Annotated in this window: 28 protein-coding genes; 18 read left to right on the top strand and 10 right to left on the bottom strand. The window is 61.8% G+C overall.

What is annotated here, in order from left to right:
• Window positions 1-2 precede the first annotated feature (2 nt).
• The 8 genes from rlmH to BM438_RS25215 all read left to right on the top strand — a co-directional run bounded on the left by rlmH (window position 3) and on the right by BM438_RS25215 (window position 6,562).
• Window positions 3-473, top strand: a complete 471-nt coding sequence (gene rlmH / locus BM438_RS25245; protein WP_093639533.1) for a 23S rRNA (pseudouridine(1915)-N(3))-methyltransferase RlmH — start codon at window positions 3-5, stop codon at window positions 471-473.
• Between the two features lie 29 nt (window positions 474-502).
• Window positions 503-634: a hypothetical protein gene (locus tag BM438_RS46730; RefSeq protein WP_279630561.1), complete on the top strand. Its 132-nt coding sequence runs from the start codon at window positions 503-505 to the stop codon at window positions 632-634.
• Between the two features lie 61 nt (window positions 635-695).
• Window positions 696-1,325, top strand: coding sequence for a Maf family protein (locus BM438_RS25240; RefSeq protein ID WP_093639531.1), 630 nt, complete (start codon window positions 696-698; stop codon window positions 1,323-1,325).
• Window positions 1,326-1,334: 9 nt separating this feature from the next.
• Window positions 1,335-2,804, top strand: coding sequence for a ribonuclease G (gene rng, locus BM438_RS25235; RefSeq protein WP_093639528.1), 1,470 nt, complete (start codon window positions 1,335-1,337; stop codon window positions 2,802-2,804).
• 268 nt (window positions 2,805-3,072) lie between these two features.
• On the top strand, window positions 3,073-3,774 hold the full coding sequence (locus tag BM438_RS25230; RefSeq protein WP_093639525.1) for a hypothetical protein: 702 nt from the start codon (window positions 3,073-3,075) through the stop codon (window positions 3,772-3,774).
• A gap of 457 nt (window positions 3,775-4,231) precedes the next feature.
• Window positions 4,232-4,657: a CopG family transcriptional regulator gene (locus tag BM438_RS25225; RefSeq protein ID WP_093639522.1), complete on the top strand. Its 426-nt coding sequence runs from the start codon at window positions 4,232-4,234 to the stop codon at window positions 4,655-4,657.
• Window positions 4,658-4,763: 106 nt separating this feature from the next.
• Window positions 4,764-5,861 (top strand): extracellular catalytic domain type 1 short-chain-length polyhydroxyalkanoate depolymerase, encoded by a 1,098-nt coding sequence (locus BM438_RS25220; RefSeq protein WP_093639519.1) that lies wholly within the window; start codon window positions 4,764-4,766, stop codon window positions 5,859-5,861.
• A gap of 191 nt (window positions 5,862-6,052) precedes the next feature.
• Window positions 6,053-6,562 carry a phasin family protein gene (locus tag BM438_RS25215; protein ID WP_093639516.1) on the top strand — a complete coding sequence of 170 codons (510 nt, stop codon included), beginning with the start codon at window positions 6,053-6,055 and terminating at the stop codon, window positions 6,560-6,562.
• 165 nt (window positions 6,563-6,727) lie between these two features.
• On the opposite strand, the gene BM438_RS25210 is transcribed toward BM438_RS25215, so the two are convergent.
• The gene (locus tag BM438_RS25210) at window positions 6,728-8,437 is read right to left on the bottom strand and encodes a putative bifunctional diguanylate cyclase/phosphodiesterase (RefSeq protein ID WP_093639513.1); all 1,710 of its coding nucleotides are present in this window, start codon (window positions 8,435-8,437) and stop codon (window positions 6,728-6,730) included.
• 429 nt (window positions 8,438-8,866) lie between these two features.
• Between BM438_RS25210 and BM438_RS25205 the strand changes: the two genes are divergently transcribed.
• Complete coding sequence (locus BM438_RS25205) at window positions 8,867-9,787, top strand: LysR family transcriptional regulator (RefSeq protein WP_093639510.1); 921 nt, start codon at window positions 8,867-8,869, stop codon at window positions 9,785-9,787.
• 159 nt (window positions 9,788-9,946) lie between these two features.
• Here BM438_RS25205 and BM438_RS25200 read toward each other — a convergent pair whose 3' ends face one another.
• From BM438_RS25200 to BM438_RS25180, 5 genes are all read right to left on the bottom strand, one after another.
• A complete protein-coding gene (locus BM438_RS25200) occupies window positions 9,947-11,137 on the bottom strand; it encodes an NAD(P)/FAD-dependent oxidoreductase (protein WP_093639507.1) in 1,191 nt (396 codons plus the stop codon).
• Entirely contained in the window at window positions 11,134-11,301 is a 168-nt protein-coding gene (locus BM438_RS25195) for a rubredoxin (RefSeq protein WP_093639504.1), read from the bottom strand. The genes BM438_RS25200 and BM438_RS25195 overlap by 4 nt, the downstream gene beginning before the upstream one ends.
• A gap of 49 nt (window positions 11,302-11,350) precedes the next feature.
• Window positions 11,351-12,424, bottom strand: coding sequence for an aromatic ring-hydroxylating oxygenase subunit alpha (locus BM438_RS25190; protein ID WP_093639501.1), 1,074 nt, complete (start codon window positions 12,422-12,424; stop codon window positions 11,351-11,353).
• A gap of 172 nt (window positions 12,425-12,596) precedes the next feature.
• A complete protein-coding gene (locus BM438_RS25185; protein ID WP_093639740.1) occupies window positions 12,597-13,097 on the bottom strand; it encodes a GAF domain-containing protein in 501 nt (166 codons plus the stop codon).
• Between the two features lie 179 nt (window positions 13,098-13,276).
• Entirely contained in the window at window positions 13,277-13,699 is a 423-nt protein-coding gene (locus BM438_RS25180; RefSeq protein WP_093639496.1) for a TOBE domain-containing protein, read from the bottom strand.
• 233 nt (window positions 13,700-13,932) lie between these two features.
• Between BM438_RS25180 and BM438_RS25175 the strand changes: the two genes are divergently transcribed.
• The 7 genes from BM438_RS25175 (at window position 13,933) to BM438_RS25145 (ending at window position 22,751) form a co-directional block, all read left to right on the top strand.
• On the top strand, window positions 13,933-15,573 hold the full coding sequence (locus tag BM438_RS25175) for an SH3 domain-containing C40 family peptidase (RefSeq protein ID WP_093639493.1): 1,641 nt from the start codon (window positions 13,933-13,935) through the stop codon (window positions 15,571-15,573).
• Window positions 15,574-15,722: 149 nt separating this feature from the next.
• Complete coding sequence (locus BM438_RS25170; protein ID WP_093639737.1) at window positions 15,723-16,208, top strand: VOC family protein; 486 nt, start codon at window positions 15,723-15,725, stop codon at window positions 16,206-16,208.
• A gap of 61 nt (window positions 16,209-16,269) precedes the next feature.
• On the top strand, window positions 16,270-17,478 hold the full coding sequence (locus BM438_RS25165; protein ID WP_093639734.1) for an MFS transporter: 1,209 nt from the start codon (window positions 16,270-16,272) through the stop codon (window positions 17,476-17,478).
• 513 nt (window positions 17,479-17,991) lie between these two features.
• Window positions 17,992-18,474 (top strand): Csu type fimbrial protein, encoded by a 483-nt coding sequence (locus BM438_RS25160; protein WP_093639731.1) that lies wholly within the window; start codon window positions 17,992-17,994, stop codon window positions 18,472-18,474.
• Between the two features lie 98 nt (window positions 18,475-18,572).
• On the top strand, window positions 18,573-19,277 hold the full coding sequence (locus BM438_RS25155; protein WP_372450231.1) for a fimbrial biogenesis chaperone: 705 nt from the start codon (window positions 18,573-18,575) through the stop codon (window positions 19,275-19,277).
• 214 nt (window positions 19,278-19,491) lie between these two features.
• On the top strand, window positions 19,492-21,798 hold the full coding sequence (locus BM438_RS25150; RefSeq protein WP_167378456.1) for a fimbria/pilus outer membrane usher protein: 2,307 nt from the start codon (window positions 19,492-19,494) through the stop codon (window positions 21,796-21,798).
• The gene (locus tag BM438_RS25145; protein WP_093639487.1) at window positions 21,795-22,751 is read left to right on the top strand and encodes a Csu type fimbrial protein; all 957 of its coding nucleotides are present in this window, start codon (window positions 21,795-21,797) and stop codon (window positions 22,749-22,751) included. Before BM438_RS25150 ends, BM438_RS25145 begins: the two co-directional genes overlap by 4 nt.
• Window positions 22,752-22,811: 60 nt before the next feature.
• On the opposite strand, the gene BM438_RS25140 is transcribed toward BM438_RS25145, so the two are convergent.
• The 3 genes from BM438_RS25140 to BM438_RS25130 form a co-directional block, all read right to left on the bottom strand.
• A complete protein-coding gene (locus BM438_RS25140; protein WP_093639483.1) occupies window positions 22,812-23,129 on the bottom strand; it encodes a hypothetical protein in 318 nt (105 codons plus the stop codon).
• 103 nt (window positions 23,130-23,232) lie between these two features.
• The gene (locus BM438_RS25135) at window positions 23,233-24,036 is read right to left on the bottom strand and encodes a transglutaminase-like domain-containing protein (protein ID WP_093639725.1); all 804 of its coding nucleotides are present in this window, start codon (window positions 24,034-24,036) and stop codon (window positions 23,233-23,235) included.
• A 114-nt stretch (window positions 24,037-24,150) separates the two neighbouring features.
• Window positions 24,151-25,068: a transglutaminase family protein gene (locus BM438_RS25130; protein ID WP_054035004.1), complete on the bottom strand. Its 918-nt coding sequence runs from the start codon at window positions 25,066-25,068 to the stop codon at window positions 24,151-24,153.
• Between the two features lie 11 nt (window positions 25,069-25,079).
• Here BM438_RS25130 and BM438_RS44950 point away from each other — a divergent pair, with 11 nt between their 5' ends.
• Entirely contained in the window at window positions 25,080-25,292 is a 213-nt protein-coding gene (locus tag BM438_RS44950) for a hypothetical protein (protein WP_143131750.1), read from the top strand.
• Window positions 25,293-25,556: 264 nt separating this feature from the next.
• Window positions 25,557-26,276, top strand: coding sequence for a glycosyltransferase family 2 protein (locus tag BM438_RS25125; RefSeq protein WP_093639480.1), 720 nt, complete (start codon window positions 25,557-25,559; stop codon window positions 26,274-26,276).
• 110 nt (window positions 26,277-26,386) lie between these two features.
• On the opposite strand, the gene BM438_RS25120 is transcribed toward BM438_RS25125, so the two are convergent.
• Window positions 26,387-26,662 (bottom strand): hypothetical protein, encoded by a 276-nt coding sequence (locus BM438_RS25120; protein ID WP_093639477.1) that lies wholly within the window; start codon window positions 26,660-26,662, stop codon window positions 26,387-26,389.
• Window positions 26,663-26,767 lie beyond the last annotated feature (105 nt).

Genomic DNA, 26,767 nt, shown 5'->3' with positions numbered 1-26,767 from the left:
TCATGAAACTGCACATCCTCGCCGTCGGCCACAAGATGCCGGACTGGATCGCCACCGGCTTCGACGAATACGCGAAGCGCATGCCGCCCGAGCTGCGTATCGAGCTGCGCGAGATCAAGCCCGAGCAGCGTTCGTCGGGGCGTCCGGCCGAAAGTGTGATGGCGGCCGAGCGGCAGAAAATTGAAGCCGCGTTGCCGAAGAACGCGCGCATCGTCGCGCTCGATGAACGCGGCAAGGATTGGACCACGATGCAGCTCGCCGGCGCCCTGCCCGGCTGGCAGCAGGACGGCCGGGACGTGGCGTTTCTGATCGGCGGCGCCGATGGGCTCGATCCCGATCTGAAAGCACGCGCCGATATGCTGCTGCGTGTCTCCAGCCTGACGCTGCCGCACGCCATGGTGCGCGTGCTGCTCGCCGAACAGCTTTACCGCGCGTGGACCATCACGCAAAATCACCCCTATCACCGCGTGTGAGCGAACGAGGCGGCTGACGGATCGCGTGTTTGCCGGTCCTGTTGCCTGCGCTGATTGACGTGCTTGTGGACGTGCTTGTGGGCGCATTTGCAGGCGCGTTCATCGACACGTTGATCGACGCGCTTTTCATCGTGTCCTTCGGCTCGTTCGTCGTCGCCTGACTGATACGCTCATCGCGCGCGCCTCGCGCATTGACGCAACCCGCCTCATCGAGACCTGTTCATGCCCACGTCCGCCGCTTCGCTGCATCCTTTCGTTTACCTCGCTTCCCAAAGTCCGCGCCGTCAGGAGTTGTTGCAACAACTCGGCGTGCGTTTTGAATTGCTCCTGCCGCGTCCCGATGAAGATGCCGAAGCGCTCGAAGTCGAGCTCCCCGGCGAGCGGGCGCGCGACTACGTGCAGCGCGTGTGCATCGCAAAGGCGCAGGCAGCACGCGCACGTCTCGTGGCAGGCGGCCATGCGGCACGGCCGATCCTGGTTGCCGACACAACCGTCACGATCGACGACGCGATCCTCGGCAAGCCCGTCGACGCCGACGATGCCGTCGCGATGCTCACACGTCTCGCGGGCCGCGATCACGAAGTGCTGACGGCCATCGCGGTGGTCGACGCGGAAGGCAGGTTGCTGCCCGCCGCGCTATCGGTATCGAAGGTGCGTTTTGCTGCACTGCAAGCGGACGCCGTGCGCCGCTATGCCGCAAGCGGCGAGCCGCTCGGCAAGGCGGGCGCGTACGGTGTGCAGGGACGCGCCGCGGAGTTTATCGAACATATCGACGGGTCCTATTCAGGTATCATGGGTTTGCCGCTTTTTGAAACCGCTGCCCTCCTGCGTGCAGCGCGCATCGACTTCTAAAATAACACCATGAATGAAGAAATCCTGATCAATGTCACGCCGCAGGAAACGCGCGTCGCGCTCGTCCAGCAAGGCGCCGTCCAGGAACTTCACGTCGAACGAACGCTGTCGCGAGGACGCGTCGGCAATGTCTATCTCGGCAAAGTCGTCCGCGTGTTGCCGGGCATGCAGTCCGCCTTCATCGACATCGGTCTGGAACGCGCCGCGTTCCTCCACGTAGCGGATATCTGGCATCCGCGCATTGCGGGTGAGCCGCAGCATCAAACGCCGCATCAGCCCATCGAGAAAATCGTCTTCGAAGGTCAGACGCTGATGGTGCAGGTCGTGAAGGATCCCATCGGCACCAAGGGCGCGAGGCTGTCCACGCAAGTGAGTATCGCCGGGCGCACGCTCGTGTATCTGCCGCAGGAGCCACACATCGGCATCTCGCAGAAGATCGAGAGCGAAGCCGAACGCGAGGCCGTGCGCGCGCGTTTGACTGCCGTGCTGCCCGCTGATGAAAAAGGCGGCTACATCGTGCGCACCATCGCTGAAGATGCAACCAGCGAAGAATTGGCCGGAGACGTCGCGTATCTGCGCAAGACGTGGGCGACCATCATCTCGCAAGGTCAGCGCATGCCGCCGACCAGCCTGCTGTACCAGGACCTGAATCTCGCACAACGTGTGCTGCGCGATTTCGTCAACGACGAGACCTCGCGCATTCAGGTCGACTCGCGCGAGACCTATCAGATGCTCGCGGACTTCGCCGCGGAGTTCACGCCGGCGGTGTCGTCGAAGCTGCATCACTACACCGGCGAGCGGCCACTCTTCGATCTGTACAACATCGAGGCGGAAATCCAGCGCGCCTTGTCACGCCGGGTCGATCTGAAGTCGGGCGGCTATCTGGTGATCGACCAGACCGAAGCGATGACTACCATCGACGTGAACACCGGCGGCTACGTCGGCGCGCGCAACTTCGACGATACGATCTTCAAGACCAACCTCGAAGCCGCGCACACCATCGCGCGGCAATTGCGGCTGCGCAATCTGGGCGGCGTGATCATCATCGACTTCATCGATATGGAGAACATCGAGCATCGCGATCAGGTGCTTGGTGAGTTGAAGAAGGCGCTCTCGCGCGATCGCACGCGTGTGACCGTGAACGGTTTCTCGCAGCTCGGACTCGTGGAGATGACACGCAAGCGCACGCGTGAATCGTTAGCGCATGTGCTGTGCGAGCCCTGCCCGGTTTGCCAGGGCAAGGGGCAGGTCAAGACCTCGCGCACGGTGTGCTACGACGTGCTGCGCGAAATTCTGCGCGAGTCGCGGCAGTTCAATCCGCGCGAGTTTCGCGTGGTGGCGTCGCAGCAGGTGATCGATCTTTTCCTCGAGGAAGAATCGCAGCATCTGGCGATGCTGATCGATTTCATCGGCAAGCCCGTGTCGTTGCAGGTGGAGTCTAATTTGAGCCAGGAGCAGTACGACATCGTGTTGATGTAACGTCGCTCGAGGCGCTCCGTGGCGCCTCATAGCCCACCTGATCGAAGCCTCCCGGCTCAATGATTTAACCCCCTCCACTCGCGAGACTTCTTAAAGGAGTCTCGCGACGTTCGTCCAGCTTCCGCGCAGATACTCAACGTCCGGCGCGGCGCTTTCTCCGGGTTTTGGTTGATTCAAAACCGAAAACCCCTCACTACAATGAACGTTGCACTGCTGCTTGATCGTCTGGAAAGAACGTCATAACGTGCCGGATTTAAGGGGGCGCAGCATGTTGAACGCTGAAGATCTCTACGAAAGCCAGCATTGGCGGGAACTCGACTTACGCGACAAGATCGACTCGCGACTGCAGTCATCCCTCACGCTTGTTACTGCGATTATTGGCGCGCTTAGTTTTCTGCTGACTAACGTCGATATCGGGCACACGCATGGTCTCGCAGACTATTTGTTTTTTACGCTTCTAGCGATCACCTTTGCGTTACTGTTTTTATCCGGGTTTTACTTTTTCAGATCCTCAGTGGGTTCGCTCTTCCACAGAAACACGTACAAAACCCTTCCAGTGTCGACGGAGCTGGATAGATACAAGCGCGGATGGGACGCTACGATAGCCAGATCGCCCCAGGCGGCACAGGCGCAAGGGATAACATCGGCAGACGAGCTTAAAAAACTATTAATAGAAAATTATCTCGCGCGCCAAGAAACCAACGCAAAAATCAACGACGAACGCGCGAAGAATATTTCCAACATCAATCTCCTCGTCGTAGTTGAGGCCCTGCTAACCGCAGCCGCTTTCTCGATCTTCTATTTAGGCGGTCTGAATAAGGCAGACCTCCCGAAAACCCAGGATATAAAAATAACAGCACCGATCGATATACGCAGCATGCCTTCTACCCAGCAAAACCAATGTTTCTTCTGGTTTCCGCCCACGGAATACCTGCACGGGTCCCGGACCAGCAAGGGGCATAGTAAATAAGCGCCTTTGAGCGCCCTGAACGTTCCGGTACACATGGAGGTTGCCATGCAAGTCAGGTTCAATCCGGCCAAAAACGATTCGCCTGTCGGGCCCATCTCGAGCACGCCTCCAGAGCCGCCGCTGGAGCCTCCGACAAAACCGCTTCCCCGAGATCTGCCGTTCAGAGGTCCACCCGATCCGCAAAAGCAGCCGCTCGTCGACGTTGCTTGACTAGGCGAAATAGTCTGCACGTCACTTCGAAGCCGGCAGTCACCGCGGGTCGTTGGGGGCTGAGGTTTTGCTCACGCCCTTCTGCAAACGGTGCCTGCCGCGCAAACAGCCTCGGATTTCTGTTCCCCCATCTCTCCCGGCCCTCAATTTCCTCATTGACGCCGTTCGAACGAGTCGCGTATAACCATCCCATTGGATGTTAATTGGATGGCGTACGGATGTTGAACGAACGCCGAACGGAATAGAAATGGCCAACCTCAAACTCATCGACACCTCCCGCCCCAAAGGCGGCGAGACCGAAAAGATCACCATCAATCTCGGCCCAATCGACCTGGGCCAGATCGACCTGCTCGTCGAAGAAGGCTTTTACTCGAACCGCACCGACCTGATTCGCACGGCGATCCGCAACCAGCTCGCCATCCACGCGCAGGTCGTCACGGAAACGGTAACCCGGCGCGCGCTGGTACTCGGCCTGCAACACTTCTCGAAGCAGGACCTCGAAGCCGCTCAAGCCGCCAACGAGCGACTGGACATTCATGTGCTCGGCCTCGCCAGCATCGCAGCCGATGTGCCGCCGGAACTTGCGGCGGCCACGATCGCATCGGTGATGGTGCTCGGCGCGTTTCACGCGTCGCCCGCGGTCAAGGCGGCGCTCGCCGGACGCATCAGGTAGGCGTGCCCGGCATGGCTGATTCGTTGGTTGAAGCCATGCTGAGGCCGTGAAGCTCATCGCCTGACTCCGTCACGCGCAATGTAAGTCAACGCAGTCACTGCCGATCATGAAAATGAATGAAGATTTCCTGAAGTCGATGAAAGAAGCCTTCGACCTGCTGCGCACAAAGGGGCCGAAGGAAGCGACCGCCGCGGTCCAGCGCGCACTCGCAGGCAGCAAGGCCGACGCAGGCAAGGTGCAAACTCCGCCCATGCCGCAGAGTGTCAACGAATGGGCACAAGCGTGGACGCAGCCGCAATCCCACGCCAACGCCGCACCGCACGCCCCTGCCGAGCGCACTTTCGACGCCGACACCCCCGGCACATTCAGCACCCACACCTTCAGCAACAGCGCGGGCCAACGCCAATACAAACTCTACGTCCCCGCCGTCTACAAGAGCGAACCGTTGCCGCTCATCGTGATGCTGCACGGCTGCACGCAAAACGCCGACGACTTCGCAGCCGGTACGCGCATGAACGAAATGGCCGAGCGTCATGGCTTCATCGTCGTGTATCCGAATCAGTCGCAAGCCGCCAATCCGTCGACCTGCTGGAACTGGTTCAAGCCGGCCGACCAGCAGCGCGATCTGGGCGAACCTTCGTTGATCGCGGGCATCACGCGTGAGGTGATGGCGCGTTATCGCGTCGATCCGGCGCGGGTTTATGTGGCGGGTCTGTCGGCAGGTGGCGCCATGGCGGACGTCATGCTCAAAACCTCGCCCGATCTGTACGCCGCGGCCTGTGTGCATTCCGGCCTCGCCTACGGAAGCGCGAAGGATCTGCCTTCGGCGCTCGCCGCGATGAAAGGCGGCAAAGCGCATCGCAGCCGCTCACGCGTCGAACCGCAACGCCCGCTCATCGTGTTTCATGGCGACGCGGACACGACAGTGCATCCCTCGAACGCCACCGCGCTCTTAGCGGGCTTCGATGGCGGAGTCACGACACTCAAACCGCTGTCGCACGCCGCAGGCACGGCGAGCGGCCAGCGCGCTTGCACGGTGCAACGGTTCGTCGCGGCGAACGGAGCCGAAGCGGAGTACTGGTCGATCCATGGCGCGGGCCACGCATGGGCCGGCGGCAGTCAGCGCGGCACGTACACGGACCCATCCGGCCCCGATGCGACGGCCGAAATGCTGCGCTTCTTCCTCGCGCATCCGCGTACATAAGGCGCACAGTAAGCGCCATTCGACTGACGAATCATTTTGACGAAAACGCTGTACATCCTGCCGCAAAGGTATAAAGTGGCTCATGTTGCAGCGCAGCAAAATCACTGCGCCGCGTCGACCTGCTGTCTCGTGTGAGACCTGGCCTCCGAAATCCTTTGGGCGCCTGCCCCGGGTCACTTTGGAGATCACTTATGCACAGCCCCGCGATCGAACATAGCGCAGCCTTCGGCCAACGCACTTTCGACATCTTCACCAACCTGCAGCTCGATGGGCTGGCATGTCTGCAAAAGCTCGGCGAACTCAATCTCGCGGCACTGAAGGCATCCGTCACCGAAAGCAAGAGCGCATTGTCGGCCGGCCAGTTCAACACCGCGCCCTTCGCCGGCGTGTCCGATTTGCAGCAGCAACTCGTGCAACGCACCTTGTCGTACGCGCAGCACGTCAAGGAAATTGACGCGCAGTTCACCGCGGCGTTGACCAAGGCAGGCGAATCACTGCGCGAAGAGTTCGGCGCAAATGTGGCGCAACTCGGTTCGGGCTTCGGCCAAACCACGCCGTTCAGCTCGGATAGCGCATTCGGGGCAATGCAATCCGTGATGGCCTCGATGATTCATTCGAGCAATGTGGTGCAGGACAGCATCAAGCGCGCATCCGGTATGGCCGGCACAGCGCTCACCACCGCAGACGACGCAGCAAAATAAGTCTCGTGTCGTAACTCGAGCAGACGAAAAGGGGCCATTCGGCCCCTTTCTCTTTTCCGGTTAGCTTGGGCGACACGCGTCTTGCGCGAAGTACGGCGCGCTGCGGCGACTGCACGCCTACGACTTCAAGTTGGCCACGGGATTGCCGAAGTCAACCACCGATCGTCAACCCGTGCCCAACGGCTTCAGCAAATTGCGCAATGCCGCGATGGTGATGGGTCGCGAGAACCAGAATCCTTGCGCCTCGTCGCAGCCGAGCGCTTCCAGTTGCGCGGCCTGTTCGGCTGTCTCCACACCTTCAGCCGTCACCCGCAATTTCAACGCATGAGCCATGGCGATAATGGCGCCAACGAGCGCCGCGCACTGCGGATCGGTACTCATGCGCATCACAAACGAGCGATCGATTTTCAGGCGATTCAGCGGGAAGCGCGTGAGATAAGCGAGACTCGAATAGCCGGTGCCGAAATCATCCACCGCGACTTCAACGCCCAATTCGCGCAACGCATGCAGCGTCTGCAGTGCCAGCTCGGTGTCGCCCAGCAGCACGCCCTCGGTGATTTCCACTTCAAGGTACGAAGGGTCGAGCGCGGCATCTTCGAGCGCCTCGCGGATCGTCTCGAACAGATTGTGCCGCTGGAACTGCTGCGGGGACACGTTCACCGCGACCCGCGGCAAGGTGCCGGTGAGCCGCAACAATTTGCCGGCGTCGCGGCACGCGGTACGGATCACCCACTCGCCGATCTGCTCGATCAGGCCCGACTCTTCAGCAACCGGTACGAACTCGACCGGACTGATCAGCCCACGCTGCGGATGATTCCAGCGCAGCAGCGTCTCCACCTGCGCGATGCGGCCATTGGAAAGCGTCACCTGCGGCTGATACACGAGGTGCAATTGCTGACGCTCGAGCGCTTCGCGCAGCATCGTCTCCAGTTCGAAGCGACGCGCCGCCTGGCCTTCGAGCGCGGTGGAAAAGCGCCGCACCGCATTGCCGTTCACCGCCGAAGCCGCCGACAACGCCACACCTGCGCGACGCATCAGCGTCGGGGCATCGGCGCCGTCCGCAGGATAGGCGACGACGCCGATACTCGCCGTGATGTTCAGCGCGGTACCCGCGTAGTCGATCGATTCGGCGATGCGGCCCAGTGCCTCAGCGGCGAAAGCATCGGCCGCCGCGCCGGTTTCGTTGATCAGCAGCGCGAATTGCGTGCCGCCGATCGAGGCGATCGTACCGTCGTTGGGAAAGAGACCGCGCAGCCGTTCGCCGACAATCTGCAACACCAGTTCAGCCGCATGCAAACCGAGCGCATCGCGCAGTTTGCGCAAATGATCGAGTTCGGCGATCAACACGGTAAAGCCATCGCCGTTGCGCTGGCAGCGCGCGATCGTCAACTCGAGGCGTTCGGTGAAAAGCGTCTGATTGGGCAGGCGGGTCACGCCGTCGTGATGCGAGACGTACCACAGGCGCGCCTCGGACTGCGCGTAGCGCGTCATGTCGATGGCAATGCCGACATAACGGGCCGGCCCCGTGTCTACACCACCGGGATGTGCCGGCTCGGCGACGAGCGGCGCCAGCGCGAACACCACGCGAATCGGGGTGCCGTTGCGCCGCACATAGGACCATTCGTCTTCATAGCGTGAGCCTAGCGCCGACAGCGGCGGCAATTCGGCGCGCCGCCTCGCGAGTTCGGCCGGGTCGAGCAAGGACTCAAAAGTGCGCCGGCCGATCAATTCTTCGGCGGTAAAGCCGGTCAGCTTCTCGAAAGCTGCGTTGACAGAGTCGAACGTGCCGTCGGCTGTGCAGATGAACATGCCGTAAGGCGCCGCCGCAAGCGCGGCGTCGCGTGTGCGCGTCTCGGCGTAGGGGTGAACTTGCATCGCGCCGGCCTTTGAATTTCCTGGATATTAAAAGCGAATGAGGAAAGCGGATGAGCGTCTCTCCTGACGCGCACCGCGCAACCGGCAAACCCGGCGGTTTCGGTCCGATCCGCCGGGTAACGTTCGTATGATAGCGGCTTTCCTGGCCGGGTCCACCGCACCGGCGCACGTTCTTCGCGGCAATCGTTTCCCTTGGTGTATTCCCCGATTCGGGCAGCGGCACGCCCGTCATCGCGTGCATCATAAAGCGCTGGCTATTACCGGGATACTCCGCGCCCTATGACTCAACGTGCGCCGGCCTTCGACGCCTTCGCACAGGGCTTCGCCGGATTGACGACCGCTATATCCGTCGATATATTTCGCTCGCGATCCTTCGACAAAACCACTGCCCCACTGCATGGATCCGCACGAAACAGGGTCCCGTTTTTCATGTCCAAGGAAGTCATCGATTCGCACCTTCTCAAGGTGCTGCACACGCTACTGACCGAATCGAGCGTCTCGCGCGCCGCAACGCTGCTCGGACAATCGCAGCCGACCGTCAGCGTGGCGCTGCGCAAACTGCGCGACATGACCGGCGATCCGCTGCTCGTCCGCAGCGGCAGCCGGATGGTTCTCACCGCGCACGCACTCACGCTGATCGAACCCACGGCGCAGGCGCTAAACAGTATCGCGGCCATTCTGCATCCCACCTCGTCGTTCAATCCGGCCACCACCAGCCAGACCTTTCGGATCGGTTCGCCCGATTATCTCGATGCGTTCTTCGTGCCCGCCGTGGTCGACGCATTTCATCGCGAAGCGCCGGGTGCAAAGCTCGAGTTCCGGCATCTGATGATGGTGGACGGCGGCTATGAACATGGACTGGAAAGCGGTTTTCTCGATCTGGTGATCGGCAACTGGCGCACGCCACCGGAGCATCTGCATTTGCAGCCGCTGTGCAAGGACGAACTGGTGTGCCTGATGCGCAACGGTCATCCCATCAAGCCGGGGCGGCTTAGCAAGCCCGTCTACGAAGAAGCGGAACATCTGGCCGTGATGACGTACAACACAACATCGTGGGGCACGGTCGACGTCGAACTTGCGCGCAATGGCCTATCGCGCACCGTCACTACGACGCTGCCCTACTTTGGCATGGCGCCCTACGTTTTAGCACGCTCGAATCTGCTGTTCACCACCACGCGTGCGCTCGCCACGCACTACACCAGGATGCTGCCGCTGCGTATCGAGCCGATTCCCGGCGAGCCGCAAGCGCTCACCTACTATCAGCTCTGGCACGACCGCACGCATCGCAGCGTCGCCGCGATCTGGTTGCGCAGGCTGATCGCCAACGTCGCGAAAGATCTGACTTCCTAAGCGTTCGCCAAGGGCGCGCACCTCTTTCGAGCGGACAAAAAAACGCCGCAAGCAGAGCTTGCGGCGCGAATGCGATCATCGGATGTGTTGCAGGTGACAGGCCCTTAAAACACCGAGCGATCACAAAGTGAGGTCGGTCAGACGGAACGTTGTTATGGGTTAGCTAGTCGCCAATGGCCCCTCGGTCATGGCCTTGATCAGAGCGGCCTTGCCCTCGATCGCCGTGCCGAGCAAAGCGAAGCCCAACGGACGCTCGCTGGTGGCATGCCGGCACACGGCGCGCGCCGCATGCTTCGCCGCGTCGCCGGCGGTTTCGATCGACCACGCGCCCTCGCCCTCGGGTGTCACGACGACGGCGGGACTCGCGGGCGTCTTCACGGTAATCGGCATCACCGGAAAAGCGACGCGGGTCGGCTGCCCGGCCAGGGTGCGCGCGAGCGCTCGCGCGGCGTGCATGATCGGCAGGACATACGGCTGCACCTTGCCGTCGATCGCGGCACAGTCGCCGAGTGCGTAGATATCCGGTGCGCTAGTGCGGCACCACGCATCGGTTCGAATGCCCTGATCAATCGCGAGACCCGCGGCAGCAGCCAAGGCCGTACGCGGCACGAGGCCGACCGCCGACACAACGAGATCCGCGACGATCGGCTCACCGTCGGCGAACGTCAGCCGGTAACCGTCCGACAAGCGATCGATACGATCCACACTGCGGCCAGGATGAAAGCGGATGCCGCCATCGTCAAGCGCACGGGCGAAAATCTCGCCCACGTCTTGCGGAAGCAAGCGAGCCAGCGGCGTAGAAGCCGGATCGATCAGACTGACCGCATAACCGGCGGCCGCCAGATCGTTGGCGAACTCGCAGCCGATCAGACCCGCGCCCAGAATCGCCACCGAGCGGCAACGCGTGAGCGCCAATCTGAAGCGCGCGTAATCGCCAAGGTCGTTGATCGACATCACGTCGGCCGCGCCATCACCCGCCACCTTCAGGCGCCGAGGGTCCGCGCCCATGGCCAGCACCAGCTTGCTGTAGCCGAGCAACGCGTTGTCGACCACCAGCGTGTGCTCGGCCGGCAAAATGCGCTCCACACGCTGATTGACACGAATCCACGCGCCCAGTTGCGCCGCCATCGCCATGGCGTCGCAACTCGCCAACGCCTGCGGCTCTTTCTTCATCGCCAGTGCATTCGACAACATCGGCTTCGAATAGAAGCTGCCGTCGTCGCGGCTGATCATCACGATCGGCACGGTGCTATCGAGCTTGCGCAATTCGCGCGCGACCGTATAGCCCGCCATGCCCGTGCCGACGATCACCACCGGCTGCCCTTTGTCCTCATGCTGAGCGGCCGTCATGCGATCACCTGCATTTCAAAGTCGTGTTTGCCGGTCGCACAGTCCGGGCACAACCAGTCGTCCGGTACATCTTCCCAACGCGTGCCCGGCGCGATGCCCGCTTCCGGCAGACCCAGTGCTTCGTCATAGCGAAAGCCGCAGATCACGCATTCCCATACTTTCATGACTTCTCTCCCGAATCACCAATCACTCGTCACAAACCCGCGCCGCGAACTAGCGCACATAGGCCTGGCCGAGGCCGATCTCGGCCAGCGCCCGACGGTAGGCACCCGACGAACGGTCGGCGAGAATCGGCGCTTCCGCCGCGCGGTCGATCGGCAGATCTTCCGGGCGCTGCTGTTCGACGATCGCTCGATCTTCTTCGAACACCTGACGGTTGAACGCGTAGACGTCCTCGAGCGGTAAATCCTTATCGAAGTTGCGAACGATCGGCACGAACAGACGGGTCTTGCGCGCCGACACCGGGCTCGCGGCATTCAGGATCGACAGGCGGCCGTTGTCGGGAAAGTGCACGGTCAGGCGCGCAAAGAACGGCACGTCCACGTCGAAGAAGCGATGCCACAGATAGCCCTCAGGTGCGCGATGCTGCATCGACTTCGGGAAGTTGCTGACCGTGCTTACGTACTCCGCGTGCATGCCGCGTTCGCGCCGCTCGACCGAATACTGCGGCACCACCGGGTTATGCCGGTCGGCAAAACTGTCATGGTGGATCCACGCGAAATGCGCGACGTCGATGAAGCCTTCGGTCTGACGTCCCGCCGAAGCGTTGATGTCGATCGAGGGCGGCAGAATCTGCTGGAAATCGGGATCGTTCCAGTTGGGAAACGCGGGCAACGCTTCGGTGCCGCCACCCAACGAGACCCACACGAGACCGTAAGCTTCCTGCGTCGCATACGTGACAAGATGCAGGCGCTCGGGAATCAGGCCGTCCGTTTGCGACGGAATGTGCTTGCACTTGCCGTCGTTGCCGTACGCGAGGCCGTGATACGGGCACACGATGTTGCCGTTATCGACCCACCCCTGGCTGAGCGGCGCGCCGCGATGCGGACAGACATCGCGCGCGCTCACCAACTGGCCGTTCGAGCGGAACACAACCAGAGGCTCGTCGAGCAGCGTCACACTGATGGGTTTGTCGGTCACGTCGGCGGCGAACGCCACCGGATGCCAGTAGCGGCTGAGAATCTCCCAGTCGTGGCTATCGAAGGTGCAATTACGGGGTAAAGCGGGGGAACGTTGGAATGTCAGCGGCCTGGTGGTGGCGGTGGCAGTAGCGGTGGCGGAACTCATGCATGTCTCCAAAACCTGGTGGGGGTTCGTCGCGCTCATGTGTTTTCCTGAACGCGTGGAGAGAACGATAGCGGGATGAGGTCCGCCGACCCATCCCCTGAAATGCATCTAGTCTATGTATGAAAATGCATAGGGTGCCACCGCACCAGTGGATCAGCGCCGCCTGAAACGCTTAGGCTGCGCGCGGCAGCGCGGCTTCGATAAACACCGCGCACAGTGCTTCCATACCCTTCGCGTCTTCTTCATCGAAGCGCGCGACGACCGGGCTGTCGACATCCCACACGCCAATCAGCGTGCCATCCGGCGCCACCAGCGGCACGACGATTTCCGATTGCGACGCCGAATCGCAGGCGATATGACCGGGGAATTCATGCACGTCGCGCACCACTTGCGTCTGACGGGTTTGCGCCGCCGTGCCGCACACGCCCTTGCCGAGCGCGATGCGCACGCAAGCGGGCTTGCCCTGGAAAGGTCCGACCACCAGTTCGCGGCCGTCGTGGAAGTAGAAGCCGGCCCAGTTCAGATCGCTCAGGGAATGGAACACGAACGCGGAGAAATTCGCGGCGTTGGCGATCCAGTCGGTTTCGCCGGCGAGCAGCGCGCGCGCCTGGGCGACCAGTTCTTCGTATTGCGCGGCTTTGGGGAGATGCGAGGCGGAGGAGACTTCGAACATGACGGCGTCCGTAATGAAAGCGGAAAGAGGAAGAGCGAGGCGTGCAGTGTAAATCAAGCCGCCGTTTCCTTCACGGCACGCCGCGCTGCGCATGCTGCCCTCTTTCCGTTCGATCCACGAGCGCCCTGATAAAGCGTTGTCCAGACGTCAAGCCTGCAAACAACGCCATGCATCGATCGTCATTCGACGCCGATGATCACGCTCGATGCCTTGAAGATCGCCGTCGCCGCCTTACCGCTCGCGAGGCCGAGGCGGTCGACGCTTTCATTGGTGATGATCGCGGCGATCTGCGCGCCGCCCGCGCTGATGGTCACTTCCGAATTCACCGCGCCCTTGGTCACTGCCGACACCGTACCTGCGATGCAATTGCGCGCCGACACCTGGCTCTTCGCGACGTCGACCATCACGATCACCGACGACGCTTTGACCAGCGCAAAAGCTTTCTTGCCGGCAGCGAGGCCGAGCGACGTCGCACTGCCGTGCGTAATGATTGCGACGATCTCGAGACCGTCCGGGGTGCGCAACGTGACTTCGTCGTTCACGGCACCGTGTTTGACTTCGGCGACTTCGCCGGCGAATTGATTGCGTGCGCTGGTTTGCATGTTGTTCTCCTGGTTGTGGAGCCTCGTGAAAGACGCTTCGAGGCAATGTGTCGAGTGTAAGGAAACGCCCGGCATGTGTGGTCGCTCGCACGTGAAGTGCGGTATGGCACAGCCGCTATTGACGATTCGAACCCCAATGAAACCACATAAACGTTGTGTAAATACACTCATAGCGCCGCGGCCACCGCGCGACACCGTATCATCGGGCCCTTGGACCATCACCGTCGAACTCCATGCCTGTCGCTGTTCTGCCCCGCTTTGCCGCATGCCTCGCCGCCCGCTTGCCGCACGCCCGCCGCGCCGCCACGCTATGCGCCGCGCTCGCAGCCGCCGCTACCTTCGCCGCCTGCAGCAATCCAGCGCCGACCCGAGATGCCCATACCAGCGTCGACACCGTCGCACTGTTCCCGATCGCCAACTACGACCAGAACGTCGACCACTGGCTCGAACCGGATAACCTCGGCTACGACCAGCCGTTCCTGAGTCCGGCAGATCAGCAGGCACACTTCAGCGCCCTCTACGCGCGCTATTTCGGCACCGGCACGAGCGCGCCGTCGCCATGGAATTCCGCTTACGTGGCGATGCGCGTCTATCGCCAGCAAGGCGCGGACATTGTCGCGCTGCAGCAGCGCCGCATCGACAAGTTCGACAACACCGGCAAGAGCGGTGCGGCGCTCGGCTACGGCGAGAATTTCCGTCCGCACGATAAGGCATGGATCGACGCCATTGCGCAAAACATGGACGTCGGCCAGTTCACGCAGAAGGCCGTCTACCAGCCCGAGCGCCGCGCGATCGCCACCGGCAACCTGATGGTGCGCGAACTGCCAACCACGGACCCGTCGTTCTACGATCACCACCTCGCCGGCGAAGGCTATCCGTTCGACAACCTGCAGATCTCCGCCGTCCGCCCTGGCACGCCGCTGTATGTGCTGGGCAGCAGCGTCGACGGCGCGTGGCGCTACGTGCAGACGCCCGACGTGCAAGGCTGGGTGCGCACAGAAGGCGTCGGCCTGACTGACGACGCCTTCGTCGACACGTGGCGCGCCGCCACCGCGAAGTCTCTGGGCGCCGTGATAGTCGCCTCAGCGCCGGTGCGCGACAGCCGCGGTGTGTTCCGTTTCGACGCGCCCGCCGGTACGCTGCTGCCGCTCGCCCCGGACAACGCCATGCGGCTGGCACCTCAGGCAAATAAACCCGCGAGCGAAGCTGCCAGCGCCACCGCCGCACGCAAACTCCTCGTCCCGGCCCGCGATGTGGACGGCCACGCGATCATCCGCACCGCCCAACTGAGCGATGCCCAGATCGCTCCGACGCCACTCGCCGCCACCCCGCGGCATCTGGCAATGCTGATGAAAACGCTGATCGGCCGGCCGTACGGCTGGGGCAATAGCGGCCTCTACAACGACTGTTCGTCGGACCTGCAAAGCATCTTCGCGGCGTTCGGCGTGTGGCTGCCGCGCCATTCGTCGACGCAGATGAGCGCCGGACGCATGATCGATCTATCCGCGTCGACGCCGGCGCAACGGCTCGACTACCTCGCCCAGCATGGTGAACCGCTACGCACGCTGATTTACATTGGAGGGCATGTGATGCTGTACATCGGCAACACGACCCGCAACGGCATGGCCGTGCCGGTGGTCTACCAGGACGTGTGGGGCTTGCGTCCGGCCGACAATAGCCGGCGCGCGGTGATCGGCGGCTCGGTGATCCTGCCGCTGTTCGAGCACATCCCGGAAGACGCGACCTTGCAATCGCTCGCGGCCACGCCGACGTTCCAGATCAGCATTCTCGGCGCGCCGGGCGGCGGCGCGGCGACGCCGGCGACCCCTTCCTCACCCGCCGCACCGCCGGACGACGACAATCCGGCCGGCTGACTCATCGCACCGCACCGCACGGGCGTGCTCAAAAAATATTTTTCCCGGAGTGTCGATTCGACGGTGATCCACTCGTCGTAACGTTGAAGGCCTGGCTCGCGCAGCCGGTCTTTCAACTCACGAACCTGTTAATTCAAGGAGTCGCCGTCATGTCCAGCCCTGCTGTCAAACCGATCCCGGACGGGATGCACTCGCTTACCCCGTATCTGATTTGCGCCAACGCCGCGGAAGCCATCGCGTTCTATATCAAGGCTTTCAACGCCGTCGAGCAACACCGTCTGCCCGGTCCCGGCGGCAAAGTGATGCACGCCAGCCTGAAGATCGGCGACTCCATGCTGATGCTGACCGACGAATGGCCCGACCACAACGCGCTGGGCCCGAACGCACTGAAAGGCACGCCGGTCACGATTCACTACTACGTCGAGGATGTCGACGCCAGTTTCAAGCAGGCCGTCGAGGCCGGCGCGACCGTCGTCATGCCGCCTGCCGACATGTTCTGGGGCGACCGCTACGGTCAGTTGAAGGACCCGTTCGGCCACAGCTGGTCGCTCGCCACACACAAGCGCGACCTGACGCCGGAACAGATTCAGGAAGGCATGCAGGGGATGCAAGGCGCGGAGTGCGGCAAGCAATAAGTTGCGGCCCTTCGATCTTTGATAGGATCGGTCTCGACCCATGAACGGCGGGACATTAACGGTGCGCGTCAACCATCAGGCTTTCTTCTGCTCGCTGTTTGTCGCGCGTCTCGCCGATCAGGTCCTGCTGTTCCTCGTTCCACTCGTTGTGTTTCAGACGACGCACCAGGTCTCGTGGTCAGGTCTCGCGTTTTTTATCGAAACCCTGCCGCGCTACCTGGTCTTTCCTTTCTTCGGCGCCTTATGCGACCGCATCTCGCCGCTCAAGCTGATGCGCGTGAGCCAGACCGTACGGGCACTGGTGTGTTTCGGTGGCGTGCTGGCGTATGTGCTGTTTGGCGGCATCGGCTGGTTGATCGCGCTGTCGGCCTTGTGCGGTGTACTCACGAGCCAAGGATTGGTCGCACGCGAAGTGATGCTGCCGCAAATCTTCAGCACACAGCAATTCCAGCGTGTCCTCGCCTACTCGCAGTTGGCCGACCAGTTGGGTTTCGTACTCGGCCCGATGCTGGCCGCACTGCTGCTCGGTTTGTGGCGCTGGGAGTGGGTGGTCGGCGCAACGGGCGTGCTGTTTCTGTTTGCCGATGGGGCACTGCTGCTGTGGCAACACACCAGCGGTTTCCGCGCCGGCGATCCACCTCCCGCTGCACCCGGTCACTGGACGATGCCCCTGCGCATCGCGTTGCGCCATGTGCTGATGCTGCCCGGTCTGAAAAAAGTCGTGCTGCTCGCCGCCGCCGAAAACCTGGTGATTGGCGTGACGCTCGCGACATCCGCCGCGATGGTGACCGGCTTTCACGCACAATCGAACCGTTACTATGCCGGCCTGCAAACCGCCGGCGCCGTGGCGACGGTGTTGATTCTCCTGACGATCGCACGCAACGCCTGGCCTGCGCAGACACTCGGCCGGGTCGCGTTCATTTCAATCTGTGCCGGCGGCGTGATCGCCGGCGCGAGTGCCGCGCCCTGGGGCTATGCGCTCGGCTTCCTGCTGATTGTCGGCTTCGACAAGATGTTCAACGTCTACATCCGAAGCGCACGGCAGAAAATCATTCCGCCCGAGGACTACGGCAAGACAACCGGCGTGGTGATCCTGTTGAACAACATGACGCAACCACTCGCGGGCTTGCTGGTCGGTGTGTTTTCCGCACGGGCACAAACCGGCCTGCTGATCGTGGCGCTTTCGGTCGCGATGGGCTGCATCGGCGTGACGGTGTCGATCGGCTCGGCGCTGTTGCGGCGCAAGCGCGTGCTCGCGCTTGGCGAATGACGCCGCGCACGCGCTGACTGAAAGCAATAATTAACATTGCGTGACATTTACACCAGCCGGAGATTTAATCGCGCGAATTTCAAATAAGTCAATTGGCATTAAATAGGCTACTCAACGCACACAATCATGCAAATTCCGCACATCAAAAAATATTCGCATTTATTAGAAAAAACTACCTGAATTAGGTATTTTCCCGAACCTGCACATAGAAATAATTTCCTAATTCCTCAATTTCCCTGCTTCGCCCACACTGCCCACGCCAGATATTTCGAATAAATTTCCCAACACAACAATTTGTATTATGAAGAAAGTCTGGTGTAGACTTAATTTCATCAATTGCGATGGTCATTGCATAACACAATTACGCTCCACTGAAATATCCGGCAAATAGACCGACAATCTAGCCAGTGAAATTTCAAACTGCCCGCGCAATTGGAAAATCCGCGTCCTGTCGGTTTGCGAGGTCTCGTAATGAAACAAAAACTGCTGTCGTCCAGCCTCATCGTCGCTTTGATGTTCGGTTTGCCTCTACAGCTCGCGCGCGCCGCCACCTATTCGAACGGCACCGCCGTCACCACCTTCACCGTCACGCTCACGCTGAACGCCAACTGCTCGATCAGCGCCAACCCGCTGAACTTCGGCAGCAACGGTGTGCTCGGCACCGCGATCAACCAGCAGACCACGGTCGCCGTGACCTGCACCAACACCACGCCGTACAACGTCGGGCTCGACGCCGGCACGGTCACCGGCTCCACCGTAACGAGCCGTTTGATGGCCGGCACGGCCACCGGCAATACCGCCACCACCGTCGGGTTCCAGCTGTATCAGGATGCGGGCCATACGACCCTGTGGGGCAACACGCAAGGCACCAACACAGCCAGCGGCACCGGCACTGGCTCGGCGCAATCGATTGTCGTGTACGGCCAGGTGCCGGCGCAGACTACCCCGAAACCTGACACCTATCAGACCACCATCACTGCCACGGTCTACTTTTGATACGGTCAGTAAGGACGCGGTCTGCACCGACGCGATTCGCAAGGGCGTGGTCTGCAAACACGCGCGTCGCGGGCGCCATAAACGGACCTCTTCGCCTGCTGACGGCGAGCGCATTCGCATGGTGTCTGACGGCCCCACCCACGCAGGCCGCGACGCTGCAAATTTCGCCGGTGATGGTCGACATGTCGGCGGATGCCAACGCGACCGGCATCACGTTGAAGAACCCCGGCGAGAAGCCGCTGTTCGGCCAGGTTCGCGTGTTCCGCTGGGATCAGGCAAGCGGCGAAGACACGCTCACGCCCACTCAGGATCTGGTCGCAAGCCCACCGCTGATCCAGATCGGCGCGCATGCCGATCAGTTGGTGAGGCTGGTGCGCACGACTGCGCAGCCATCGAATGCTGAACAGGGCTACCGCGTGCTGATCGACGAGTTGCCCGAGCCTGATGCCGCGCCCACCAGCGGCGTGACGATCCGTCTGCGCTACTCGGTGCCGGTGTTCGTCGAGCCGTCCGTCGACATCGGTCAGCCGAAGCTGTCGTGGCATCTGTCACGCGGCGCGCAAGGCTGGCTGCTGCGCGTCGACAACGCGGGCAAAAAGCGCGCGCAGATCGCCGCCGTGCAATTGATCGACAACGCAGGAAACGCCTACGTGATCAACAAAGGATTGCTTGGCTACGCGCTGGCCGGCCGCGAACGCCACTGGCCGGTCACGCTGCCGGACAACGCCGCCCAGAACGGTCCACTGAAGGTACGTGCCGCGGTCAATTCGCTGCCGGCTGAAGCGACGGTGAATGTCGAGTGAACACACGAGGGTTCAAGGGCCGACACACGTGCTGACGAAAGGCACGCAAGGCCGATCAAGATCGCGCCGGGGTCGCCAGGAACACACATGATGCACCGCCACGCAATCAATGAGAATGACACGACGGCGAATACGCCATGGATGGAGACTGCATGCCGTCACGCTCGCGGCAACGCTGAACTTGCTGAGCGTGAATCGGGCGGGCGCGCAAGCGATGGCGCCGCCAGCCTCCGGTCAGGCCTCTGCCGAGCGTATCGCGGCGAAGACCGCGCCGGACGTCGCGGCAGGCCGTGATCTGTATCTTGAAGTCATGCTCAACGGCCAGCGCACCTCGTTGATCGCGCACTTTCGCGACGTCGGCGGCCGGCTCAGCGCCACGGGGAAAGACCTGAGCGAAATCGGCATTGCCACCGACAAGCTCGGCGCCGCCGACACCGCATCGATCGAACTCGACCAGATCCCGGGCCTGCGCTACAAATACGACGCGTCGCTCCAGACCATCGATCTGCAGGTGCCCGACGCGATCCGCAAGCCGTACACCTTCGATACGCGCGAGTTAGCGCAAACGCCGAACGCCGCCGCATCGCGCGGCTTTCTGATCAACTACGACGCGTTCGCGCAAACGGACACCAATGCGCAGTTCGCCCTGTGGAGCGAGGAGCGCTACTTCGACCCGTCCGGTGTACTGAGCAATACCGGTATCGCGTATCTATACCGCGATCTGCATCGCTACGTGCGCTACGACACCGCGTGGAGCACCTCGAATCCGGCCACGCTCAGCACCACGCAGTTCGGCGACACCATTTCGTCCTCGCTCGACTGGAGCCGTTCGATCCGCATCGGCGGCTTCCAGTGGCGCAGCAACTTCGCGCTGCGTCCCGACCTCGTGACGTTTCCGGTGCCGGCGCTCTCGGGCACGGCCGTCGTGCCGTCTGCGGTGGATCTGTACATCAACAACGTGCGGCAATTCAGCGGCAATGTGCCAAGCGGGCCGTTCATCGTCAACAACGTGCCGGGCATCACCGGCGCGGGCGTGGCAACGGTCATTACGCACGACGCGCTCGGCCGCACCATTTCGACTTCGCTGCCGCTCTACGTCGATACGCGTATGCTGGCAGCGGGGCTGTCGAGCTATTCGTTCGAAGCGGGATTTCTGCGCCGCGCGTACGGCATCGATTCGTTTTCCTACGATCCGCGCCCGGCGGTCAGCGCCACAGCACGGCGCGGCATGAGCGACACGCTGACACTCGAAGGACATGCCGAAGCCACCGGCGGCCTCGTCAATGCGGGTGCCGGCGCACTGGTGCGCATGGGCATGGCCGGCGTGATCAACGGCTCACTGTCCGCGAGCGCCGGCAAGCTGACCGGCACCCAACTCGGTCTCGGCTATCAACTGATCGAACCGCACTTCTCGATCGATGCGCAAACATTGCGTGCCTACGGCAACTACGGCGACCTGGCCGCGCGCGACGGCACGCCGGTGCCCACCGCGACCGACCGCGTGACGCTGGCGCTGCCATTCTTCAGCCGCCAGACTGTGTCGGTCAGCTATATCGGCTACCGTTTCCCGGGCATTCCTGCCTCGCGGATCGGCTCGCTCTCGTACACGCTGAACTTCGGCAATCTGGCGTCGCTCACGCTCAGCACTTACAAGGACTTTCTGCAGCACAACGCGCAAGGCGTATTTCTGACTGCGAGCTTCGGTCTCGGCAACAACACCGCGATCAATGCCAGTGTCGGCCGTCAGAATGGCCAGTCCACCTACAACCTCAACGCGCAGCGCCCGCCCGACTATGCCGGCGGCTGGGGTTGGGGCGTGCAGGCGGGCGGCTCGGGCGCGGTGCCGTACCGTCAGGCGCAGGCGCAGTATCTCAGCAACTACGGCGAGGTGACCGCGCTCGCGCAGGACGTCGACCGGCATGCGAATGCCTCGCTCGACGTAAGCGGCGCGATTGTGCTGATGGATCACAGCATCCAGCCGGCGCGGCGTATCGACGACGGCTTTGCGCTAGTCTCCACCGACGGCGTCGCGGGCGTGCCGGTGCTGCACGAAAATCGCGTGATCGGCACGACCGACCGCAACGGCCATCTGCTGATACCGGACCTGAACGCGTACCAGCACAACCAGGTCGCGATCGACAGCATGAACATGCCCGCCGATGCGCGCATCGCCACGACCTCCATGGATCTCGTACCGAAGTCGCTCACGGGAGTGCTGGCGAATTTTCCCGTGACGCGCTACAGCGCTGCTTCGGTGATTCTGCGCGGCGCCGACAGCAAGCTGCTACCACCGGGCACACGCGTGCATCACGTCGAAAGCGGGGGCGATACGATCGTCGGCTACGACGGCCTGACCTTCATCGAGAATCTGCAGCGCGACAATCATCTCGAGATCGACACCGGCTCCACCCATTGCAGCGTCGAGTTCGCCTACCAGCGTCCGGCCGACGGCTCGCTGCCGACGCTCGGACCGTTGACGTGCGGCAGTACAGCCGCTGCCGGCACGGCGGCAACGCGATGAGACGGCTCGTCCTGCTCCTCGCCCTATGCGCGCTGCTCGGCGTGTTGCCGCAGCGTGCGAGTGCGCAAACCTGTACGGCGAGCCCGTCGGCGTTGAGCTTCGGCAACGTCAGCCCGATCGGCTTGAGCGCCGTGGCTGCGGCCGGCACAGTCAGCATTTCGTGCACGTGGCCTGCGGTTACGCTGACGCCGAGCGTGCAGGTGTGTCTGAACATGGGCGGCACGACCCCACGTGCGCTGACGATCGGCGCCAACCAGTTGCAATACAACCTGTATCAGGACGCCGCCCTTTCGCTCCCATGGGGCTCGACGACGCTCGGCACCACACCGATTTCGGTGACTCTCAACAAGCCGGTCACCGGCAATACCGCGACGACATCCGTGAACTTCTACGGCCAGATCACCGCCAATCAGCCGACCGTGCCCACGACCGGCAACGCCAGCACCACGTACTCGCAGACCTTGAGCCAGACTTCGCTCACCTATGGTTTTTTCTTGCTGCTCGCACCAGGTTGCGCCGCGCTGACAACGAGCGCCGGCAGCTTCGGCTTCACGGCCAGCGCGACGGTGGTGAACAACTGCCTGATCAGCGCGACCAACGTTGCTTTCACATCGACGGGCGTGCTGAGTTCGGCGTTAAACGCGAGCGGTGCGATCACGGCGCGCTGCACGAACGGCGACGCGTATCAGATCGCACTCAGCAGCGGATTGAGCGGCAGCGTCGCGGCACGCCAGATGCAGCGCGCGGGCGGTGGCGGCGCGGTGAACTACCAGCTTTACACGGATGCCGCCCACACGAGCGCATGGGGTGACGGCACCGCGGGCACGACGATGGCAACGGGCACGGGCAGTGGCAATGCGGTGTCGATCACGGTGTACGGCCGCGTGCCGGCGCAGACAACGCCGATGCCCGGCAATTACAGCGACACGATTACCGCGACGATCAGCTTTTGATCTTTGGGCACTGGCTCTGCCGGCCGAGGGATCGCCCGCGTAACGGGCGAAGGACGATTTCTAGAAGTTGATCGTCCAGATCGTTTGCCGGGCGCCGTGGGCGGCGACGAATTGAACCGGCTGCGCCTGATTTCGCGTTGCTTCGTCCGGCGCGGCGGGGTCGAATGCGACCTGGGATATCTGGAATGGCGCCCCGTGCAGACAGGAAACCGCCGGTTGATTCGCAACGGTAATGGCCGCGTCCACCGACTGGATGACGCAGGTTTCCTGCACGGTCAGACTGACCGGGATCGAAGCCAGCTCCGTTGGGCATGCTTTTGACGCTGGCACTGCCAGCAGGATTGCCGCTAACGTGGTGGCTGTGTTGCGGGGCATCATATCGGTCCGGAATCGGCTCGCGGCGCGAGTAGAGATTCCGGTTTTTTCGGCATTTCACGCGAAAAACTTTAGGCCTTTTTTAGGCCTTTAGCGGCAGAAAAATCTATAGCGCCTCACAGACAACATCGAACTTCATTAACTGCGTCGCCCCAAACGCATTGCTGATCGCGACGTCAGCCGCATCTCTTCCCCGCGCCATCAACACCCGCCCCGTGCGCGGCACATTATTCCGCGGATCGAAGGTCTGCCAGCAGCCGCCAACATAGGCTTCGAACCACGCGGCGAAATCCATCGTTGCGTAGGGCGGCGGTGTGCCGACATCGCTGATATAGCCCGTGCAATAGCGCGCGGGGATATTCATCGCCCGGCACAGCGCCACGGCCAGATGCGCGAAATCCCGGCACACGCCCTTCCTCTCTTGCCACGCCTGCCACGCGGTCTTGGTCGGCCGCGCGAAGTCGTAGCCAAACACAATATGCTCGTGCACGTAGTTGCAGATTGCATCCACGCGCCCGCGCCCGAGCGGCATCTTGCCGAAGGTCTGCCACGCAAATTCGGATAGCAAATCAGTTTCGCAATATCGGCTGCCCAGCAGAAACACCAAAGTATCGTCAGGCAATGCCTCTACCGGATGCTGCTCGGTCAGCGGCGGCCGCCGCTCAGGCTCGGACGACACCTCGAGCACCGCGCTCGTCGAAAACTCTATCAACCCCTGCGGCGCCACGATCCGGCTGCACAGATTGCCGAAGCCGTCGCGATACTGGCTGATCGGCACCGGCGGATTGACCGCCAGCAAATCCGGACTCAGCACTTCCTTCGCGTGCGAATAGTGCGTGTTCAACATCAGCATCATCGGCGTCGGTTGCACACACTCATAGACCAGCTCGTAGCCAACGCGCAATTTCATCGCGACGCCCTCTTCCAGTTGAAACATTCAGTTGACGCGCCCGGTGAGCAACCTGAGTTGACACTCCCAGCTAACACGTTCGATTTGTACGAGCCCGGTCATCCGGCTCGCCCCTCACTTACCTTCGGTCACGCTCACATCGACCTGCAAACCGCGAAACGAATGCGGCGCGCCATGCCATGTACCCCACAACGGCAACGCCTGGTAGTAGTTCCACGCCACCGCCACCCGAATCAGATGACGATTGCCGACGATGCTATTGGTCGGATCGAAATCGACCCAGCCGGCGCCAGGCAGATAGATTTGCAGCCACGCATGCGTCGCACCGCCGCCTTGCACCGCGTCATGCTCGGGCACGTCGGGCACGAACAGATAACCGCTCACAAAGCGTGCCGCGAGGCCGAGCGAGCGCACCGCGTCCATCATCAGCACCGCGAAATCGCGACAACTGCCGCTGCGGTTGCGCAAGGTGTCGCCAGGACGGTGCACGCCCTTCTCCGTGCGGCGCACATAGAAAAACGTGCTTTTTATGTCGAGCGTCATCGCACGCAGCAACGCCATCGTGCCACCGGTGCCATTTTTGCCGCCCTTGCCGCTCGCACCGCCGCTGCCCGGCACGGGCACGAAGCGCCGTGCCCATTCGTCGACGTCGCGGTCAGGATATTGGCGGCTGCGCGCGTTCACGAGATCGGACGCTTCCTCGTTCGTGTACGCAAACGGCCAGTTCACCGCGTACGGTTCAAGCGCGTAGTCAGGCATGGGCGTTTCGAAGTGTTCGAGCGTCGCCTCGCTGTCAAAGCGCAATTCACTCGCCTTGCCCGTAAAACTCGCGACTGCCACGGAGTTGTCGAATACGTCGTGCAGCCAGTGCAGCCGCGACGGCGTGGGCGTAATCACCAACCGGCTCGTGACGAGGCGCAGGTCGTGGCTGGCGCGCGGGCGGAACATCATCCGGTGTTCGCCGAACCGCACGGGTTCCGAGTAACGGTAGACGCTGACATGACGCACCGTGAAACGCTGTGGCTCAGTCATCTGACAGGCCGATGGATGCAACTGGATTCGTCCTGAGCATCACGTTCACGCTGGTAAAACCTGCTGCCGCAGCAGGCGCTGGGCGCCCGGCACGGTTTGATCCTGAAAGAGCCACGAACAAGGTTCAGCGTGGTGAGGTGCTGTCATCGACAAGCTTTCGCTTTGAGCATACACCCGCCATATTGGTTGAAATCACTCATTTGGGCGGAGGTGCCGCTGAGTAAGGACGTTACCAGCAGAATTTGTTCGCGAATTTGGGCGAAAACTGTACCCCAACGGGGGCGATGCCACACCATACAAGGCTCTGCGGGCGACGCGCGGAGGAAATTCCGTCCCCTGCACTCCCGCAACGATCCATTCCCCACGCGCTGCGGCGTGAGGAAACCACCGCACCCCCACGGAAGAACTGACCTACATAATTGAGATAGTTTGGTATGGGTTACCGATAGATATAATCCGCCGTTCGACCAATCCGACAAACAGCCTTCATGCGAGTCGCCGTCATTAGCGCCTACTATAAAGAGCCACGTCACGTCTTACGACGATGTCATGAAAGCGTTCTTGCGCAAGCAGGTAACGTGACTCACTTTATGGTCGCCGATGGATCCCCTGTCGCCGACATTGATAGCTGGAAAGGTGTGGTCCACATCAAGATTCCCAATCACGCCGACTACGGGGACACGCCTCGCGGTGTAGGTGCCGCTTGCGCGGCCGCGAGTGGATTTGATGCGATCTGTTTTCTCGACGCCGACAACTGGTATGAGCCAAACCATGTCGAAACAATGCGCATAATAGTCGAAGAAACGGGTGCACAGGTAGTCACAGCGACGCGAACGATTTTCACTGCCGACGGCCGTATGCTCGGCATCTGCAAAGAGTCCAACGGTGTCGATTTCAACGACACCAACTGCTATTTCCTTACGCGTTCCGCGTTTCCCGCATGCTCGGCGTGGCTATTCAAGGACCCGTGCGAAAGCATCCGCGGCGACAAGGTATTCTGGAACGCCGTGCAAGCCGGCGGCTACGTGCATTGCCACTCAATCACGCCAACCGTTAACTACGTGAGCACGTTCGCATTTCACTACGAGATGTTCGGCGAAATTCCGCCCGACGACTCAAAGGTCATTGCGAAACTGCCGGGGCGCCAGCATTTTCAGATGTTTAGTTACGCGCAATATAAGGCGATGGGTGAAGGACCCGGCGGGTAGTGGCCATCGCGCGCAAACACGATCATGACGGCAGCGTGCGCACCGCCGCCGTCGGCTCCGCCTCGGCGCCATGATCAAACGTCGACCGGGTGGCACTTACCCTCTGGCTGTTACTCCTCTGACGACCTGTCGATCGGTCCTTCTGTGACCGTCATGTACTGCTTGATGTCAGGCTGACCCAGCGCGATTGCATTGAGCATTGCGACTCCAAGCCGACGGGCGAACTCGTCGTCAAGCTTGAAATCGAAGTCGTCTAACAGGATCGGCACTGTGAATTTTCCAGCCAGAAGCGGGGCCAGCTTGGCTGGTTCAACTAACTGCACATTCAAACGTTGACTGTTCTGGTCGTAGTTCAGAACCACGGAACGCGGTGGATCAATCGCCATCAATACCCTCTGCACTCTTGATAGATCTGGAATGCCCTTTGTTTACACAGCGCGACTGCCCGCGCGCCGCCCATGGGGAGAGCAATCGCATTGCACATTCGATTT

Source organism: Paraburkholderia aspalathi (assembly GCF_900116445.1).
Classification (GTDB): Bacteria; Pseudomonadota; Gammaproteobacteria; order Burkholderiales; family Burkholderiaceae; genus Paraburkholderia; species Paraburkholderia aspalathi.
Note: the sequence above shows the minus strand (reverse complement) of the source record. Positions and strands in the feature narration are given on the sequence as shown.

Bases quoted from the DNA above. Each gene is read 5' to 3' on its own strand.
- rlmH (WP_093639533.1), top strand. From the start codon at position 3: ATGAAACTGCACATCCTCGCCGTCGGCCACAAGATGCCGGACTGGATC.
- BM438_RS25240 (WP_093639531.1), top strand. From the start codon at position 696: ATGCCCACGTCCGCCGCTTCGCTGCATCCTTTCGTTTACCTCGCTTCC.
- rng (WP_093639528.1), top strand. From the start codon at position 1,335: ATGAATGAAGAAATCCTGATCAATGTCACGCCGCAGGAAACGCGCGTC.
- BM438_RS25230 (WP_093639525.1), top strand. From the start codon at position 3,073: ATGTTGAACGCTGAAGATCTCTACGAAAGCCAGCATTGGCGGGAACTC.
- BM438_RS25225 (WP_093639522.1), top strand. From the start codon at position 4,232: ATGGCCAACCTCAAACTCATCGACACCTCCCGCCCCAAAGGCGGCGAG.
- BM438_RS25220 (WP_093639519.1), top strand. From the start codon at position 4,764: ATGAAAATGAATGAAGATTTCCTGAAGTCGATGAAAGAAGCCTTCGAC.
- BM438_RS25215 (WP_093639516.1), top strand. From the start codon at position 6,053: ATGCACAGCCCCGCGATCGAACATAGCGCAGCCTTCGGCCAACGCACT.
- BM438_RS25210 (WP_093639513.1), bottom strand. From the start codon at position 8,437: ATGCAAGTTCACCCCTACGCCGAGACGCGCACACGCGACGCCGCGCTT.
- BM438_RS25205 (WP_093639510.1), top strand. From the start codon at position 8,867: ATGTCCAAGGAAGTCATCGATTCGCACCTTCTCAAGGTGCTGCACACG.
- BM438_RS25200 (WP_093639507.1), bottom strand. From the start codon at position 11,137: ATGACGGCCGCTCAGCATGAGGACAAAGGGCAGCCGGTGGTGATCGTC.
- BM438_RS25195 (WP_093639504.1), bottom strand. From the start codon at position 11,301: ATGAAAGTATGGGAATGCGTGATCTGCGGCTTTCGCTATGACGAAGCA.
- BM438_RS25190 (WP_093639501.1), bottom strand. From the start codon at position 12,424: ATGAGTTCCGCCACCGCTACTGCCACCGCCACCACCAGGCCGCTGACA.
- BM438_RS25185 (WP_093639740.1), bottom strand. From the start codon at position 13,097: ATGTTCGAAGTCTCCTCCGCCTCGCATCTCCCCAAAGCCGCGCAATAC.
- BM438_RS25180 (WP_093639496.1), bottom strand. From the start codon at position 13,699: ATGCAAACCAGCGCACGCAATCAATTCGCCGGCGAAGTCGCCGAAGTC.
- BM438_RS25175 (WP_093639493.1), top strand. From the start codon at position 13,933: ATGCCTGTCGCTGTTCTGCCCCGCTTTGCCGCATGCCTCGCCGCCCGC.
- BM438_RS25170 (WP_093639737.1), top strand. From the start codon at position 15,723: ATGTCCAGCCCTGCTGTCAAACCGATCCCGGACGGGATGCACTCGCTT.
- BM438_RS25160 (WP_093639731.1), top strand. From the start codon at position 17,992: ATGTTCGGTTTGCCTCTACAGCTCGCGCGCGCCGCCACCTATTCGAAC.
- BM438_RS25150 (WP_167378456.1), top strand. From the start codon at position 19,492: ATGGCGCCGCCAGCCTCCGGTCAGGCCTCTGCCGAGCGTATCGCGGCG.
- BM438_RS25145 (WP_093639487.1), top strand. From the start codon at position 21,795: ATGAGACGGCTCGTCCTGCTCCTCGCCCTATGCGCGCTGCTCGGCGTG.
- BM438_RS25140 (WP_093639483.1), bottom strand. From the start codon at position 23,129: ATGATGCCCCGCAACACAGCCACCACGTTAGCGGCAATCCTGCTGGCA.
- BM438_RS25135 (WP_093639725.1), bottom strand. From the start codon at position 24,036: ATGAAATTGCGCGTTGGCTACGAGCTGGTCTATGAGTGTGTGCAACCG.
- BM438_RS25130 (WP_054035004.1), bottom strand. From the start codon at position 25,068: ATGACTGAGCCACAGCGTTTCACGGTGCGTCATGTCAGCGTCTACCGT.
- BM438_RS44950 (WP_143131750.1), top strand. From the start codon at position 25,080: ATGGATGCAACTGGATTCGTCCTGAGCATCACGTTCACGCTGGTAAAA.
- BM438_RS25125 (WP_093639480.1), top strand. From the start codon at position 25,557: ATGCGAGTCGCCGTCATTAGCGCCTACTATAAAGAGCCACGTCACGTC.
- BM438_RS25120 (WP_093639477.1), bottom strand. From the start codon at position 26,662: ATGGCGATTGATCCACCGCGTTCCGTGGTTCTGAACTACGACCAGAAC.